Source organism: Paraburkholderia sp. GAS448, assembly GCF_050435685.1.
GTDB lineage: Bacteria > Pseudomonadota > Gammaproteobacteria > Burkholderiales > Burkholderiaceae > Paraburkholderia.
Map to the genome: position 1 here is coordinate 220,702 of NZ_JBNDKT010000001.1, position 14,654 is coordinate 235,355.

Annotated in this window: 14 protein-coding genes; 3 read left to right on the plus strand and 11 right to left on the minus strand. The window is 62.6% G+C overall.

Features of this window, described 5'->3' with window-relative positions; genetic code table 11:
• Window positions 1-49 precede the first annotated feature (49 nt).
• The gene (gene folE, locus P3T23_RS00985) at window positions 50-694 is read left to right on the plus strand and encodes a GTP cyclohydrolase I FolE (protein WP_429314328.1); all 645 of its coding nucleotides are present in this window, start codon (window positions 50-52) and stop codon (window positions 692-694) included.
• Window positions 695-710: 16 nt separating this feature from the next.
• Here folE and P3T23_RS00990 read toward each other — a convergent pair whose 3' ends face one another.
• From P3T23_RS00990 to P3T23_RS01005, 4 genes are all read right to left on the minus strand, one after another.
• Window positions 711-1,622, minus strand: coding sequence for a DMT family transporter (locus tag P3T23_RS00990; protein WP_429314329.1), 912 nt, complete (start codon window positions 1,620-1,622; stop codon window positions 711-713).
• Window positions 1,623-1,781: 159 nt separating this feature from the next.
• Complete coding sequence (locus P3T23_RS00995; RefSeq protein WP_429314330.1) at window positions 1,782-2,600, minus strand: AraC family ligand binding domain-containing protein; 819 nt, start codon at window positions 2,598-2,600, stop codon at window positions 1,782-1,784.
• A 42-nt stretch (window positions 2,601-2,642) separates the two neighbouring features.
• Window positions 2,643-3,569, minus strand: coding sequence for a serine O-acetyltransferase EpsC (epsC, locus tag P3T23_RS01000; protein ID WP_429314331.1), 927 nt, complete (start codon window positions 3,567-3,569; stop codon window positions 2,643-2,645).
• A gap of 118 nt (window positions 3,570-3,687) precedes the next feature.
• Entirely contained in the window at window positions 3,688-3,921 is a 234-nt protein-coding gene (locus P3T23_RS01005) for a hypothetical protein (RefSeq protein ID WP_429314332.1), read from the minus strand.
• A gap of 293 nt (window positions 3,922-4,214) precedes the next feature.
• Between P3T23_RS01005 and P3T23_RS01010 the strand changes: the two genes are divergently transcribed.
• Window positions 4,215-4,670 (plus strand): DUF3005 domain-containing protein, encoded by a 456-nt coding sequence (locus P3T23_RS01010; RefSeq protein ID WP_429314333.1) that lies wholly within the window; start codon window positions 4,215-4,217, stop codon window positions 4,668-4,670.
• Window positions 4,671-4,894: 224 nt separating this feature from the next.
• On the plus strand, window positions 4,895-5,500 hold the full coding sequence (locus P3T23_RS01015) for a short chain dehydrogenase (protein WP_429314334.1): 606 nt from the start codon (window positions 4,895-4,897) through the stop codon (window positions 5,498-5,500).
• Between the two features lie 257 nt (window positions 5,501-5,757).
• On the opposite strand, the gene P3T23_RS01020 is transcribed toward P3T23_RS01015, so the two are convergent.
• The 7 genes from P3T23_RS01020 to P3T23_RS01050 form a co-directional block, all read right to left on the minus strand.
• Window positions 5,758-6,804, minus strand: coding sequence for a M23 family metallopeptidase (locus P3T23_RS01020; protein WP_429314335.1), 1,047 nt, complete (start codon window positions 6,802-6,804; stop codon window positions 5,758-5,760).
• 624 nt (window positions 6,805-7,428) lie between these two features.
• Complete coding sequence (gene araD / locus P3T23_RS01025) at window positions 7,429-9,162, minus strand: L-arabinonate dehydratase (RefSeq protein WP_429314336.1); 1,734 nt, start codon at window positions 9,160-9,162, stop codon at window positions 7,429-7,431.
• Between the two features lie 53 nt (window positions 9,163-9,215).
• The gene (locus tag P3T23_RS01030) at window positions 9,216-10,157 is read right to left on the minus strand and encodes an ABC transporter permease (protein WP_429314337.1); all 942 of its coding nucleotides are present in this window, start codon (window positions 10,155-10,157) and stop codon (window positions 9,216-9,218) included.
• Window positions 10,157-11,032 carry an ABC transporter permease gene (locus P3T23_RS01035; RefSeq protein ID WP_429314338.1) on the minus strand — a complete coding sequence of 292 codons (876 nt, stop codon included), beginning with the start codon at window positions 11,030-11,032 and terminating at the stop codon, window positions 10,157-10,159. Before P3T23_RS01035 ends, P3T23_RS01030 begins: the two co-directional genes overlap by 1 nt.
• Window positions 11,029-12,108 (minus strand): ABC transporter ATP-binding protein, encoded by a 1,080-nt coding sequence (locus P3T23_RS01040; protein ID WP_429314339.1) that lies wholly within the window; start codon window positions 12,106-12,108, stop codon window positions 11,029-11,031. Before P3T23_RS01040 ends, P3T23_RS01035 begins: the two co-directional genes overlap by 4 nt.
• A 100-nt stretch (window positions 12,109-12,208) precedes the next feature.
• Window positions 12,209-13,378: an extracellular solute-binding protein gene (locus tag P3T23_RS01045; RefSeq protein ID WP_429314340.1), complete on the minus strand. Its 1,170-nt coding sequence runs from the start codon at window positions 13,376-13,378 to the stop codon at window positions 12,209-12,211.
• 274 nt (window positions 13,379-13,652) lie between these two features.
• The gene (locus P3T23_RS01050; protein WP_429314341.1) at window positions 13,653-14,591 is read right to left on the minus strand and encodes an SMP-30/gluconolactonase/LRE family protein; all 939 of its coding nucleotides are present in this window, start codon (window positions 14,589-14,591) and stop codon (window positions 13,653-13,655) included.
• Between the last annotated feature and the right edge of the window lie 63 nt (window positions 14,592-14,654).

The following is a 14,654-nucleotide window of genomic DNA, read 5'->3' on the forward strand; positions in this document are numbered from 1 at the left end:
CAAAACATGGAACAATGACCGGAAAACCGTCACCTGACAGGAGCACTGGATGGCCGCCGCTACTAAAAAAACGAAGAAGAGCACCAGCAACAATCCGCCTGCGCGTCCGACGCGCGCCGAAGCGGAAGCAGCCGTTCGGGTGCTATTGCGCTGGGCCGGCGACGATCCCGAGCGCGAAGGCCTCATCGATACGCCGTCGCGCGTCGTGCGTTCCTATCAAGAGTTCTTTGCGGGCTATTCGGTCGATCCGCGCGAGATTCTCGCGCGCACGTTTTCCGAGGTCGACGGCTACGACGAGATGATCGTGCTGAAAGACATCCGCTTCGAAAGCTATTGCGAGCACCACATGGTGCCGATCATCGGGCGCGCGCATGTGGCGTATCTGCCGGAGCATCGCGTGGTGGGCATATCGAAGCTCGCGCGGCTCGTCGACGCCTTCGCCAAGCGCCTGCAGATTCAGGAAAAGATGACGGTGCAGATCGCCGATACGCTAAACGAAGTGCTGCAGCCGAAGGGAGTCGGCGTGATTCTCGAAGCGTCCCATCAATGCATGTCGACGCGCGGTGTGCACAAGGCGGGGGTCGCGATGGTCACGTCGCGGATGCTCGGCTCGTTCCGCACGGACCCGTCGACCCGGCGCGAGTTTCTGGCGATCGTCGCGAGCCCCTCTGCGGTCAGCGTGCCGAATACCTGAGCCCGGACGGGCCGGATCAGGCGTTCGCGCGGCGCGCGCGAACGACGCCCTCCAGGCTCGCGAGCAGCACGGCCCCCAGCACGCACGCCATGCCGGCCAGTTGCGCTGCGCTGATCGACTCTCGCAGCACCCCAGCGGCAAGCGCGACCGCGGAAACCGGGACCAGCGCCGTCATCAGGCCCGCTTCCGCGCCGCTCACCCGCGCAGCGCCCGCATACCAGAGCACAAAACCGCCTACCGTCGGCACCAGCGCGTAGTAGACGACGCCCGCGACAGCGCCCGCATTCACGTGTCCCGTCCATGGCTTTTCGAAGCAAAGCGCAGGGCCGATAGCGACAATGAAGCCGATCCCGGTCATCAACGCCGACAGTTGCAGTGCCGGCACAGGCTGCCGCAATTTCCGGTTCAACAGGATGAACAGCGCCTCACAAAAGACCGCCGCGAATACGAGCGCTCCGCCGACCCATGCGCTTGCCGGTCTCGATCCGCTGACGTCCTCAAGGCGCACCGTGCAGACGAGCACGCCAGTCGTCGCGAGCGCGATTGCACCGAGCAGCGCAGGACCGGGGCGCTCGCCAAGCGCGATCATCGCGACGAGCGCCGACACCGCGGGCAACGTGCCGGTGATGACACCGGCATCGGCCGCCGACGCGAGTCTCATGCCGCTGATCAATAGCACCGTGTAGCCGACACTTCCTGCGCCGGCTTGGGCGATCACGAGCCACCTGTCGCGCGCATCGAGCTTCGGCCAGCGCGCGCGCCGCAGACGCATCACCGCGACAAACACCGGAAACGCGATGGCGAACCGCAACGCGGTGGCCGTGAACGGCGCCAACCCCGCCGCGATCATCTTGCTGACCACCACCGTGCTGCCGACACCCACCATCGCGAGGCCACAAAAAAGATAGCCGGTCGTGCGCGAGTTCATGCTGCGTCCTTTTCCTTGGGGAACGAAGACGCAGCGTAGAGCGGGCAGGAAGGGAAGGTCTTGAACGATATTGCAGCGGCGTTTAGCCCGCGTTTTTAACCACGCGGCGATGGCATGTTTCGTTCCCGCTCGCCATCACGTGGTATCGCTCAGCGCCGCTTAGCGCCGACGCATCGCCATCGCGTAACTCGCAGGCGTGACGCCAAGGAGGCGCACGAACGCCCGCGTCATATGGCTCTGATCTGCGAATCCGGCAGCCGCTGCAGCATCGGCAAGTGCCGCGCCGTGTGCGATCAACCGGCGCGCCAGCACAACGCGCCGCTGCATCCGGTACGCATGCGGCGGCAACCCAAGTTCATGCGCGAAGCTGCGCAGCAACTGGAAGCGGCTCATGCCGGCCTCAGCGGCAAGATCGGCAAGCGTGAGCGCAGACGCAGGATCGTCGTCGATGCGCGCCCTGGCGTGTGCAATCGGCGCCGTCGCCTGACGAAGCGGCCTCATCGTCGTATGCCGCGCGCCGACGTGGGCCAGCAACGCAAGCAGCGCTTCCTCGCGTGCCAGATCGTCGACCTGCGCGGCTTCGTCGACGGCAGCAGCGAACAGCCGCTCGAACAGCAGCTTCAATACCGGATCGTGCGTGACAGGCCGCGTCAGTTCGACGGCGCGTGACGCCGTCAGCGTGAGTTCACCCGCCGCATCGAACATCAGCGACGGCGCGAAAAACAGCATCCGCCACGCACGGCCTCGCTCGTCGAGCGGACTGCCGTCGTGCACTTCGCCGGGATTGCAGGTAATGACGTCGTCGACGCGTGCTTCCACTGGCCCGCGCCCGCTCGCCGAGCGCTGCCCGCCACGCACGATCACGCCGATGCCGAAGCCCTCATGCGAATGCCGCGGAAACGAATGCGCGGTTTCCGCGATCGTCGCTTCGACTCCGTCGATCGCGCAACGAGGCATCTGCACGCGGCCGCGTTGCATCGCCGCCTCAGTCGCTCAACGCGGAAAGCGGGCGCGCAGCCATTAGCGTTTTCCCTCGTCGTTGCGCTCGCCTTCGCGAATCTTGCCCTGCGACACGCTGCTGCCCGGCGGCACACTATGCGTAAGCCACACGTTGCCGCCGATCACCGAACCGCGCCCGATCGTCACGCGCCCGAGGATCGTCGCGCCCGCATAGATCACGACATCGTCCTCGACGATCGGATGGCGCGCGTTCCCCTTCACCAGCGTGCCGTCGACGTCCGCTGCAAAGCTCTTCGCGCCGAGCGTCACGGCCTGGTAGAGGCGCACGCGCTCACCGATGACCGCCGTCTCGCCGATCACGACACCCGTGCCGTGGTCGATGAAGAAGCTCGGCCCGATCTGCGCACCCGGGTGAATGTCGATGCCAGTCGCCGAATGCGCAATCTCGTTAATAAAGCGCGCGAGGAGCGGCACGCCCAGCCGGTGCAGCGCGTGCGCAAGCCGATGATGGGTCATCGCCCACACACCGGGATAGCACAGCAGAATCTCGGTAATGTGTTGCGCGGCGGGATCGCCCGCAAATGCGGCCTGGATATCGCTCACCAGCAGCGCGCGAATGCCCGGCAACTGCTTGCCGAATTCGCGCGCGACGTCGAACGCGCGTACGCTGAGTTCGGCGTCCGGCGTATCGGCGTGTTCGGGCAGGAAACGCAGCGCCCGGCGAATCTGTTCCGCGAGCAGGCGCAGCGTGCTTTCAAGCGTATGCCCCACGTAGTAGTCGACGCTTTCGTCAGTCAGATCCGGCGCGCCGTAATGGGTCGGAAAAAGCGCAGCGCGCAGCCCGGCGACGATGTTCACCACGCCTTCCCGCGACGGCAATTCGCGGATGCCGCGCGGATGTCGCGTGCGATGGAGTTGTTCACGCGACGCACGCAACTCGGCGACGATCTGTTCGAGACCCCAGTTGTGGGAAGACACGTTTGACATGATGAGGACCGCAGCCGCGCGCGAGGCGCGGCTCAGAGTGAAGTGTCCCCAAGATTACCGCGTTTTGCGGCAGGCCGCGCGCCGCGCCTGCGGACGAAGCGCGGGAGAGCGACGGCCGTCAGATGGTTACGCTGCTCGCGTCGATCCAGCGCACCGCCCAGTCGCGCGCGTGCGCGATAGCGGCGGCTTCGTCAGAAAAACGGAGGTCGGTCGGAAAAAAACGGTTGGCAACGAGTTCGCCGTCGCTTGAACGCGAGATCACGACATAGGGTTGATACGTGCCGTCGCCCGCTCGCGCCGGTGCACAGTTCAGCAAGTAGCCGCGATGTGTGAATGCAGCATCGAAGTGCATGAGTCACCCGCCCTGACTGCCTCGTATGAAGGTGTGAGAGGCGCGGTGCCTTGTTGCAGCAGAGCCGTCAGCGGTCACTGACAGCGACCGTCATTAATGCGCGCCAACCCGTCGGACTAAGATCATACTCTGTAGAAAATGAGCGTTCCACGGAAAAAAAGCAAAATATTCGGGAAGGTGAGTATGGGCTAAACGGTGCCCCGGCGAGCCCCGAGCGGGCGTGCCTGGGTACAGCTTATGCTGGTGGATGAGGTGAGCTTTCCACCTTGTCGTTGGTCAATGGAGGTATCGCAATGGACACCGCTAACGAGAGAAAACCGCAAACGGACGCAGCGACGCCAGTCGCCAAAAGTCCGCTTAGTGCAGAGCTTCACAACGACCGCACGCACGACAGCACCGTCGACACCGACGGCAAGAATCGCGAGGCGGCACGTCTTGCCGGGCACAGCCCAATCGGCCCGGACGAAGTGACGACCAGCGACGCGACGCTCGACAACAGCGTGCCCGAGTCGCGTGATGGCCTCGCGGGTTTCGACAGTCGGGTGGGTGGCAATCATCTGCTGCTGGCGCTGGAGCCAGGCTGTACCGTGATCGACAAGGGCATGGTCGCGCCGGAAGAATCACTGAGTATTGAAGAGCGATTCAATGAAGCCCGCTATTACGGCAACCGGCATGATCGCGGCCGGATGCACTATGCCTTGAACCATCAGCGGCCAACACGCGTAATCGAACTCCAGCGCGGGAGGTAGCGCGGTCTGGTGTACCGGTCGCGCATTTCGCCCCGGCGTTCGATTTTTCCGCGTGCCCCTCGTGGCACGCGGTTCTGTTTTGCGGGGTGCGTTTAACGATATCGCGCGCTAACGTTTGTGTCAGATTCGAAACCGCAGGTTGCAGGACCTGCTCATCGATACCTCTTTTTCCTTCTGCCCGATCGGGTGACAATCCCCTCGCCATTCCTCATCTGGAGTATGAAATGAAAAAGGTAGTCGTGATCGGTGCTACGGGTACGCTCGGCCGTGCAGTCGTTGCAGAACTGAAAGCGCGGCACGAGGTGATCGAAGTCGGCGCAACGCGGGGCGCATACCGGGTCGACAGCACGAACCCCGCCAGCATCGAGAAGCTCTTTGCCCAAACCGGCAAAGTTGACGCGATCGTGACCACAATCGGTAAGGTTCACTTTGGCCCGTTGCCGGACATGACCGTCGACCAGTTCTGGGTCGGCCTGCGCGACAAGCTGATGGGGCAGATCAATGTGGTGCTGCTCGCGCAGCAGTACCTGAATGACGGCGGCTCGTTTACGCTGACGAGCGGGATCCTGGCTGACGAGCCGATCCGCGAAGGCGCAAGCGCGACGAGTGTGAATCTGGCACTGGAAGGTTTCGTGCGCGGTGCGGCTATCGAACTGCCACGCGGCATCCGGATCAACCTCGTCAGCCCCACGGTGCTGGAAGAATCGATGGAAGCTTACGCGCCGTATTTCCGCGGCTTTGAGCCCGTCAGCGCAGCGCGTGCGGCGCTGGCGTATAGCCGCAGCGTGGAAGGCGCACAGACCGGGCGTGTGTACCGCGTCGGATACTGATCATTGATGGGCTTCAAGCGGAAAGCTCGTTTTTGGCAATGCTGGCTGACGATGACGCGCCTGGCTTCGGCCAGGTGGTGTAGCCGAAACATCTCTTATAGATATGGATACCTTATCGATTGAGCAGGAGTCCCCAGCGCTCTCCGTCCGGAATGTTGATAAGAAAAATTTCGGCCACACCACCTGTATGCACCAGAGTCCCGACACTCACCGGACGCGAAACGACCGGCTCATCAAGACGCGCACGGCCTCGTGCCTCAAACCAGCGAGCCCTCAGGGTTCGCAGGGCGATTCAGTGTGCCTTCAGCATTCGACGCCATCCTGGCCGTCGGAGTATCGACGGGCAACGCCGCGAGTTGTTCGCGCACGACGCCTGTCACCCTGTCGAACGCGACGCGCTGGCTGGCCGTGAGCGGCGAAGCGCCGGCTCGGCTCGTCAACGTGAGCGGATCGACCGGTTGATTATTCAGACGCACCTCGAAATGCAGATGGGCTCCCGTGGCCGTGCCGGTGTTGCCTACCGCGCCGAGCGGTTGTCCTTCAGTCACCGGCGCGCCGACGCGCAACTCGCGGGCAAAGGCTGACAGGTGCGCGTAGTGCGTCGTATACCCTTGGGGATGACTGAGCACGACGGTTTTGCCGTACCCGTGACTGGTGCCAACGAACTGCACGGCTCCTGAGGCGGCGGCGCCAACAGGCGTCCCCTTCGGCGCGGCAAAGTCCACGCCTGTGTGCATGTGAGGCTTGCCCTTGACCGGATGGATTCGGTAACCGAATGGCGAACTGACCCGAACGTAGTCGAGCGGCATCGAAAATGGCTCAGCGGCAAGCCGCTGTCCGTCGAATGAATAGTAGTCTCCGTCGGTGCGCCCCGGCGCGATAAACCACACGGCCCGGTAGACCTCACCGCCAGACCGGAGTTCGACGGCCGTTACCCGTTTGCGCTGTATGGTTGCGTCGTCGCGCTCGTAGAGAACACGATAAGTGTCGCCCTCCTGCGCGGGCGCAGCGAGGTCGAGCCGGGTGGCAAAAATACGTGCGGTCTGCTTCTGTATATCGACCGGCACGCTGGCACGCACCAAGGTGTCGCGCAACGTGCCTTCGATCCGCCCTGCGTATGAACCACTGTCGGCCTCCGGCATGACAAGCGGCGCAGCGTCAGATAGCTGACTGTTCCTGGTTTTGCTCACTAACCCGTTAAACCTGCTGGCAATGCCTGCGGGAACCTGTTCGGCCCATTCAATGCGTTGCGCAGCCGGCACAGTCACCTCCAGGGTCGGTTGGGTTGCGCTGGATGCGTTCACGCGACTGACTATTTCCGATACCGTGACCCAAGCCGACGCGCCCAGCATCGCAACCATGCCGCACAGCAATACGACACGCGCTGGAGATTTAAATCGGGAATGCACCCAATGACCCACTTTGGGGGCAATGGCCTGAGCGCTGGCGCAGGCATGACGTAGATAGGGCAACAGCATCATTTCAAAACCTCGCAGTCGGAATAAAGGGCTGCGGGCAAGAATGACATTGCTTGAAACGCACGGTAGCGGGCGGACACCAGATGGACTCGGAACCCAATGGACTGAGAGTTACCTTTTCGCGCTACACAACCCAGTAAGAGGAGCCTTTACTGTACGAACCACGGCTAGTCTCGGGTATCGGAAAAATCCGATTTTTGAGATAAATTCAGCGTAAGCCCTGTCCAACGGCGGGTACGCCTGGACGAGCGATTTTCGAAGCATTTCCATCGGACGATGAGCCTCGGTTAAACGAGGCCAGCTCGGAGTTGACAGCCGATGGGCGGACAGCCAGCGGGGGTGGTTGATTATCCCTGGATGATCATAAAGCCGAAACGCTCGGCTGAAGTAAAACGGCCGTCGTCCTCCCGAAAGGAGCACAACGGCCGTTTGTATTTCGATGCGTAAAGCTCAGTGGATCTCTGGCTCCCCTTCGGTCTTCGCACCTCCGCGTTGCAGGAAGTCGAAATCGCAGCCCTTGTCGGCCTGCAACACGTGGACCTGATGCATGGCGCCGTAGCCGCGTTCGAAACGCGGCGCCGGTTGAACCCACGCCGCCTTGCGACGCGCCAGCTCCTCGTCCGATACGAGCACGTTCAGCTTGCGCTGTGGCACATCGAGTTCGATCAGATCGCCATCCTGCACCAGCGCAAACGGCCCACCGATGAACGACTCCGGCGCAATATGCAGCACGCACGCGCCATAGCTTGTGCCGCTCATGCGCGCGTCGGAAATACGTAGCATGTCGCGTACGCCTTTTTGCAGAAGCTTCTTCGGAATCGGCAGTTGGCCCCATTCCGGCATGCCCGGCGCACCGACGGGCCCCGCATGTTGCAGCACGATCACGCTGTTTTCGTCGACCTCGAGCCCGTCGTCGTCGATGCGTGCCGCCATGTCGTTGTAGTCGCGGAATACGACTGCGCGACCCGTATGGACGTGCAGCTTCGGATCAGCAGCGCCTGGCTTCATCACGGCGCCATCCGGGGCGATATTGCCGCGCAGGACCGCAAGACCGTTACCCGGCATCAGCGGCGCAGTGCGACGGCGAATCACGTCGTCGTTGAAGATTTTCGCGCCTTCGATGTTCTCGCCGAGCGTTTGACCATTCACTGTTTTCTGCGATCGGTCGATCAGATCGCCGAGTTCCGCGAGCATGGCCGGCAGGCCACCCGCATAGTAGAAATCTTCCATCAGATACGAACCGGTCGGACGAATGTTCGCGAGCACCGGCGTGCGGCGCGAGATGTCGTCGTAGCGGTCGAGCGTCAGGTCGATGCCGGCGCGGCGCGCGAGCGCGATCATGTGGACGATCGCGTTGGTCGAGCCGGATAGCGCGAGACAGGTCGTCACGGCATTGTCGATCGAGCTGGTCGTGATGATGTCCGACGGCTTCAGGTCTTCCCAGACCATCTCGACAATGCGCATGCCGGTTTTCGCCGACATCTGCGCGTGACGCGAATCGGGCGCGGGAATCGACGCGAAGCCGGGCAACGTAAAGCCGAGCGCTTCGGCTGCACTCGTCATGGTCGACGCCGTGCCCATCGTCATGCAATGACCCGGCGAGCGCGCGATACCGCCTTCGACACCCTGCCAGTCTTCTTCGGTAATCTTGCCCGCACGCAGGTCGGCCCAGTACTTCCACGTGTCGGAACCCGAGCCGAGCGTCGCGCCGTTCCAGTTACCGCGCAGCATCGGGCCGGCGGGCAGGAAGATGGTCGGCAGATTCATCGAGATCGCACCCATCAGCAGCGCGGGCGTCGTCTTGTCACAGCCGCCCATCAGCACGACGCCATCGGCGGGATACGAGCGCAGCGTCTCTTCCGCCTCCATCGCGAGGAAGTTGCGGTAGAGCATCGTGGTCGGCTTCTGGAACGGCTCCGACAGCGTCTGCACAGGCAACTCGATCGGAAAACCTCCGGCCTGCCAGATGCCGCGCTTCACTTCCTCGACACGCTGTTTGAAGTGCGTGTGGCAAGGATTCATCTCGCTCCACGTATTCAGGATCGCGATCACCGGCTTGCCGGCATATTCTTCGCGGCTGTAGCCCATCTGTGCAGTGCGCGAACGATGGCCGAACGAACGCAGATCGTTGACGCCGTACCAGCGATGGCTGCGCAATTCTTCGGGGGTCTTTCGTTTCGTCACGCTATCTCCAGCTACGTCCGATTAGAGCAACGCGACACATGCACACGCATACATCACGATTTCTGTTGCTTCACGCGCGACACGATCTGCGTCGGGCTCACGAACTGCAGTGCGATCAGCACCCAGATCAACGTGATCGCCATGTAGATCATCGCCATCGCATCGATCGATTGCGGCGCGCGCACACCCGTTGAAAATACCGCGTAATACAGCGCGACCACAAGCGTCTGCGTCGCCGGCCCGGCTGTGAAGAACGTCAGCTCGAACATGCCGATCGTGCGGACCAGCACGAGCAACCCCGCTGCCAGCATGCCAGGCACCAGCAACGGCAGCAACACGTAGCGAAAATAGCGGAACGTGTTCGCGCCGAAAATGCGCGCCGCCGATTCGAGATTCGGATCGATCTGCTCGATGAAAGGCGTCATCACGAGAATCACGAACGGCAGCGCCGGCACGAGGTTCGCGAGGATCACGCCGGACAGCGTCCCGGCCAGACCGACCTTGTACATCACGGTGGCCATCGGAATGCCGTAAGTGACAGGCGGCACCATCAACGGCAACAGGAATATGAGCATCACGAAGCGCTTGCCGGGAAACTGCACGCGGGCGAGCGCATAGGCGGCCGGCACCCCGAGCACGACCGACAGCAGCACGACGGCGCCCACTACTTCGACGGTGACCCACAGCACGCTGGCAAGCTGGAAGTCGCTCCATGCCTGTGCGTACCAGTGCAGCGTGAAACCCTGCGGCAGCAGCGTCCCGAACCAGCGTGTCGCGACCGAATTGACCGCGACCGTCGCAATCAGCAACACGACGTTGAGCAGGAAGAAGCCCATTGCGCCCCAGACGAGCGCTTTCCACAAACGATCGGGCAGACTCGTGCGCTGCCTTTCGGCCCGCGACGGCTGTGCGCCGTCGTTGCGCCCTTCGCGGTTTCCGTTGGCCTTCGGCGTGGTCGCCGGCCAGGGATGCGCGGCGTGGTGATCGGATGCCATCAGCCCTTCCCTCCAGTAACCGGTCCGCTATAAAAGAACCGGCGCGCGCCGAGCATCGCCGCGACGACCAGCAGTTGCACAAAGCCCATCACCATCGCAATGGCCGAGGCGAGCGAATAATCATAGTTCTCGAACGCCGCTTCCGCCGCGGCAATCGACATCACGCGCGTCGGCCCGGCGGGCGCGCCAAGCAGCACCGCGGACGGAAACACCGAAAACGCCTGCACGAATGAGAGACAGGCAGCCATCGTCAAACCGGGCACGAGAAGCGGCAGATAGATCTGCCGGAACTGCTGCCATGAGCCGGCCCCGAGTGTGGCCGCGGCGCTCGCGAGCGTCGGATCGATGCCGGTCACATACGACAGCGTCAACAGGAAAGCGAACGGGAAGCCCGATACGATCAGCGAGATCAGCACGCCCCAGTAGTTGTGCGTCAGCCGCACTTCATCCGTGTACAGATGCAGCGCCTGCAACGCCTGCGGAAACCAGCCGTTCGGGCCGAAGTAAGTCAGCATGCCGTCGGCGATCAGCACCGTGCCGAGCGTGACGGGAATCACCAGCAGCGTCGTGACCAGTCTCTGGTACGGCGAATTGCGGCGCAACGCAAACGCTACCGGAATCGACACGCCTACGTTGATCAGCGTCGCGGGCACGGCAAGCTTCAGTGTGACGATGATCGTCGGCCACATCGACGTATCCGTGAAGAACGTCGTGTAGTTGCCCCAGATGCTGCCGCCATTGGTCGGCTGGAACGACAGCACGAGACCGTAGAGGAACGGATAGATGAACAGCGCGAGAATGAAGATCAGTGCGGGCGAGACGAGCCACCCCTTCGTATCGCGCGGCGCACGCGGCGCAAGCAGCGCGGTGCTCATGGCGCTTCTCCGTCATACACCAGCGTGCGCGACGGCGGCACGCGCAGGCTGACACGCTCGCCTTCGGCAAATTCGCCGGCAAGCCTTGCCCACAGCTCGCCGAATTCCGTCTTCACGCGAATCAGCGAATCGCGGCCGCCGTATTCGACGGTTGTGACGTCTGCGTCGAAAGCGTTCTCCATGCCAGGAGCCGCCAGTTCCATATCCTCCGGACGCAGCGCGACGCTCAGGCGCTTGCTGTTGAACCCTTCCATCGGCGTGCCGACGAGACGCACGCCGTTCGCCGTTACCGCCACGCCTTCGCCTTGCATCCCTTCGAGCGTGAACTCCACGACGTTGCGATAGCCCATGAAGCGCGCGACATGCAGGTTCTTCGGCCGGCCGTAGACTTCCTTCGGCGAGGCAACCTGTTGCACGACCCCTTCCTTCATCACGACGATGCGGTCGGCCATCGACAGCGCTTCGTCCTGATCGTGCGTGACGTAAATCGTCGCGCGTTCGAGCTGGCTATGGATGCGGCGGATCTCCGCGCGCATTTCAATGCGCAGTTTCGTGTCGAGATTGGACAGCGGCTCATCCATCAGCACGAGCGGCGGTTCGATCACAATCGCCCGCGCAATCGCGACGCGTTGCTGCTGTCCACCCGACAGTTGGCCCGGCAGCTTGCGCTCATGGCCGACGAGTTGCACGAGCTGCAGCGCTTCGCGCGCGCGCCGGGTCGCTTCGCTTTTTGGCACACCGCGCATCTTGAGCCCGAAGCCGACGTTATCGAGCACCGACATATGAGGAAACAGTGCGTAGTTCTGGAACACCATGCCGAAGCCGCGCTTTTCCGGCGGCAGCACATCGATACGCTTGTCGTCGAGCCAGATGCCGCCGCCCGTGAGCGGCTGCAGACCGGCAATGCAATTGAGCGCGGTCGACTTGCCGCACCCTGAAGGCCCCAGCAACGCGATAAATTCGCCGCGCTGGATGTTGAGATCGAGACCCTGCAAGGCCGCAACTGCGTGGCCTTCCGCATTCGTGAAGCTACGGGAGACCGAGTCGAGACGTAACTGCTCAAAGTGATGCTTCATGGCGGTTTCCTGACGCTGGCGGCGGCCTTGCAAGTGACCGGCAAGGCCGCCGCGCGGATCGTGTGAACGTGCTTCTACGTGCGTTGGGTAGGCACTGCCCTTACTTCGTCTTCGCCGCGCCGACTTCGCGGTCCCACTTCTGGAATGCGGCGACCATCGCAGCGGCGTCCAGCGGCAGAACGTGCGGACGATCGGCCAGCAACTTCGCGTACTCCGGACGACCGAATTTCTTCAGCACTTCCTGGCTGTGTTCCGGCGCCTGCGCTTCGGTCATGCCCTTGATGGCCGGACCCGGATAGAAGTAGCCGTCGTCATACGTCAACGCCTGTTGTGCCGGTTCGAGCATGAAGTTGATCAGCTTGTAGAGCACGTCGATCTTTTCCTTCGGCACGCCCTTCGGGATCACCATGTAGTGGGCATCGTTCACCCACGTCATGTTGTCGAATGCCTGCACGCGGAATTCCGCCGGCACGATGCCGAGTGCGCGCGGATTGATGTCCCAGCCGGTCACGGTAACGGTCATGTCGCGCGTTCCCTCGCCCAGTTCCTTCATCACCGCCGACGTGCCGCCCGGGTAGTACGGAATGCAGTCGTTCAGCTGTTTGAGGAATGCCCAGGTCTTGTCCCAGCCGTTGATCGGATCGTGAGGATCCTTGTCGCCCAGCACGTATGGCAGACCCATCAGGAAGGTACGGCCCGGGCCGGAATTGGCGGGGCGCGCGTAGATCAGCTTGTTCGGATGCGCCTTGCACCATTGCAGCAGTTGATCAGGGGTCTTCGGCGGGTCGCTGACCTTGGCGGGGTTGTATTCGAGCAGCGGACCTGCAGGCATATAGGCCACTTCAAGGCCGTAGCCCTGGGCCAGGTCCTGCATCTTGCGCGGACCCGGCGCGTACCTGTCGAGTACGCCAGGGAAAGCGGCTGCGTTATCCGGCAGCAGCTTCTGCCACAGATTCTGCTCGATGCCGGCGGCGAGCGCGTCGGTGCCCGTCAGGACCAGATCGATGTCCGACCGGCCTGCCGCCTGCATGGCCTTGATCTTGCCCGGCAATTGCGGCGCGGGCGCGTTGGTGTACGTAATGTTCGAAACGAGATTGGGGTACTTCGCCTTGAATGCCTCAAAGCCCTTTTGGGTCAGTTGCAGATCGCCCGCGACGTCGACGATGTTCAACGTGACCGGATCGGCAGCACGCGCCACCGGCGCAAACGCGGCCCCGACCGCTACACAGACAGCCGCCAACCTGACTGACACCTTGCCAGCAAAAGTCATTGCATCTCCTCGCTTCTTGGTATGGAAGTCCGCCGGTCATCTTGAGTAGTTGGCGGTACATGTCTCGCTTAGTGGAACATAGCTAACCGGGGTTGTTGATGTCAAGCAAATTGCAAGATACGGCCGATATGGCACCATTTGGCGAGATTGAATTAAATCTCTTTATTTACAATGGTTTGATTGAAAATCAATGTTGGCAGCCGGAGGTGCCACCCGGATTTTCCCCAATACTTGTTTGGCAACTTGCTACGCGCACCGGTCTGCGCACGCAGTCTCAACCGCCCTTTACGCCTTGCGTGTTCACATACAGCGAGTACAACCCATGACTCGCCGCCATGAACAGGCGGTTCCGATGCCGGCCGCCGAAGCAGACGTTCGCGCAGCGCTCAGGCAGCGCGATATGGCCGATCGGCTGACCCTGCGGCGTGAACACGCGGACACCGTCGAGTTCGTCGGTGCCCATGCCCCAGCCGCACCACAGGTTGCCGTGGATGTCGACGCGAAAGCCGTCCGGCGTTCCCTCGCCTGCATCGATCAGCACGCGGTTGTTTTCGAGCGTGCGTGCGTCGCTGCGCACATCGAACACGCGGATCTTGCGCGGCACCTCGCGCGAGGCTACGACGTAGAGCAACGACTCATCCGGCGAAAACGCGAGTCCGTTCGGGCCCGTGATGTCGTCCGCGACGACCGTCACCTCGCCCGACTGGCCATCGACGCGATAGACACACGCCGGCAGTTCTGACTCCTGCTGCTCGCCTTCGTAAAACCCGTCGATGCCGAAAGTCGGATCACTGAACCAGATCGACCCATCGGACTTCACGATCAGGTCATTCGGAGAGTTGAAGCGCTTGCCGCGATAGCGATCGGCGAGGACGGTGATCGAGCCGTCGTACTCGGTGCGCGTGATACGCCGTGTCAGATGCTCGCAACTGACGAGTCGTCCTTCGCGGTCACGCGTGTGGCCATTGGCATTGTTCGACGGCTGGCGAAACGGCGTGACCACGCCGCTCTCTTCGTCCCAGCGCAGGATGCGGTTGTTGGGAATGTCGCTCCACAGCAGATAGCGCCCATCGCCGAACCACACCGGCCCTTCGGACCAGCGCGCCCCCTGGTACAGGCATTCGACCGAGGCCGACGCGAGACGCAGCGCCGCGAAACGAGGATCGAGTACGCGAACGGCGGGATCAGGATAACGACGGCTGCTGTCTGTCATGGTGCTCCTTGTGTGCGTAGCCTCGCGTCGCCTGCTGCAAGCCTGCGACGTCCAGCGCAAACG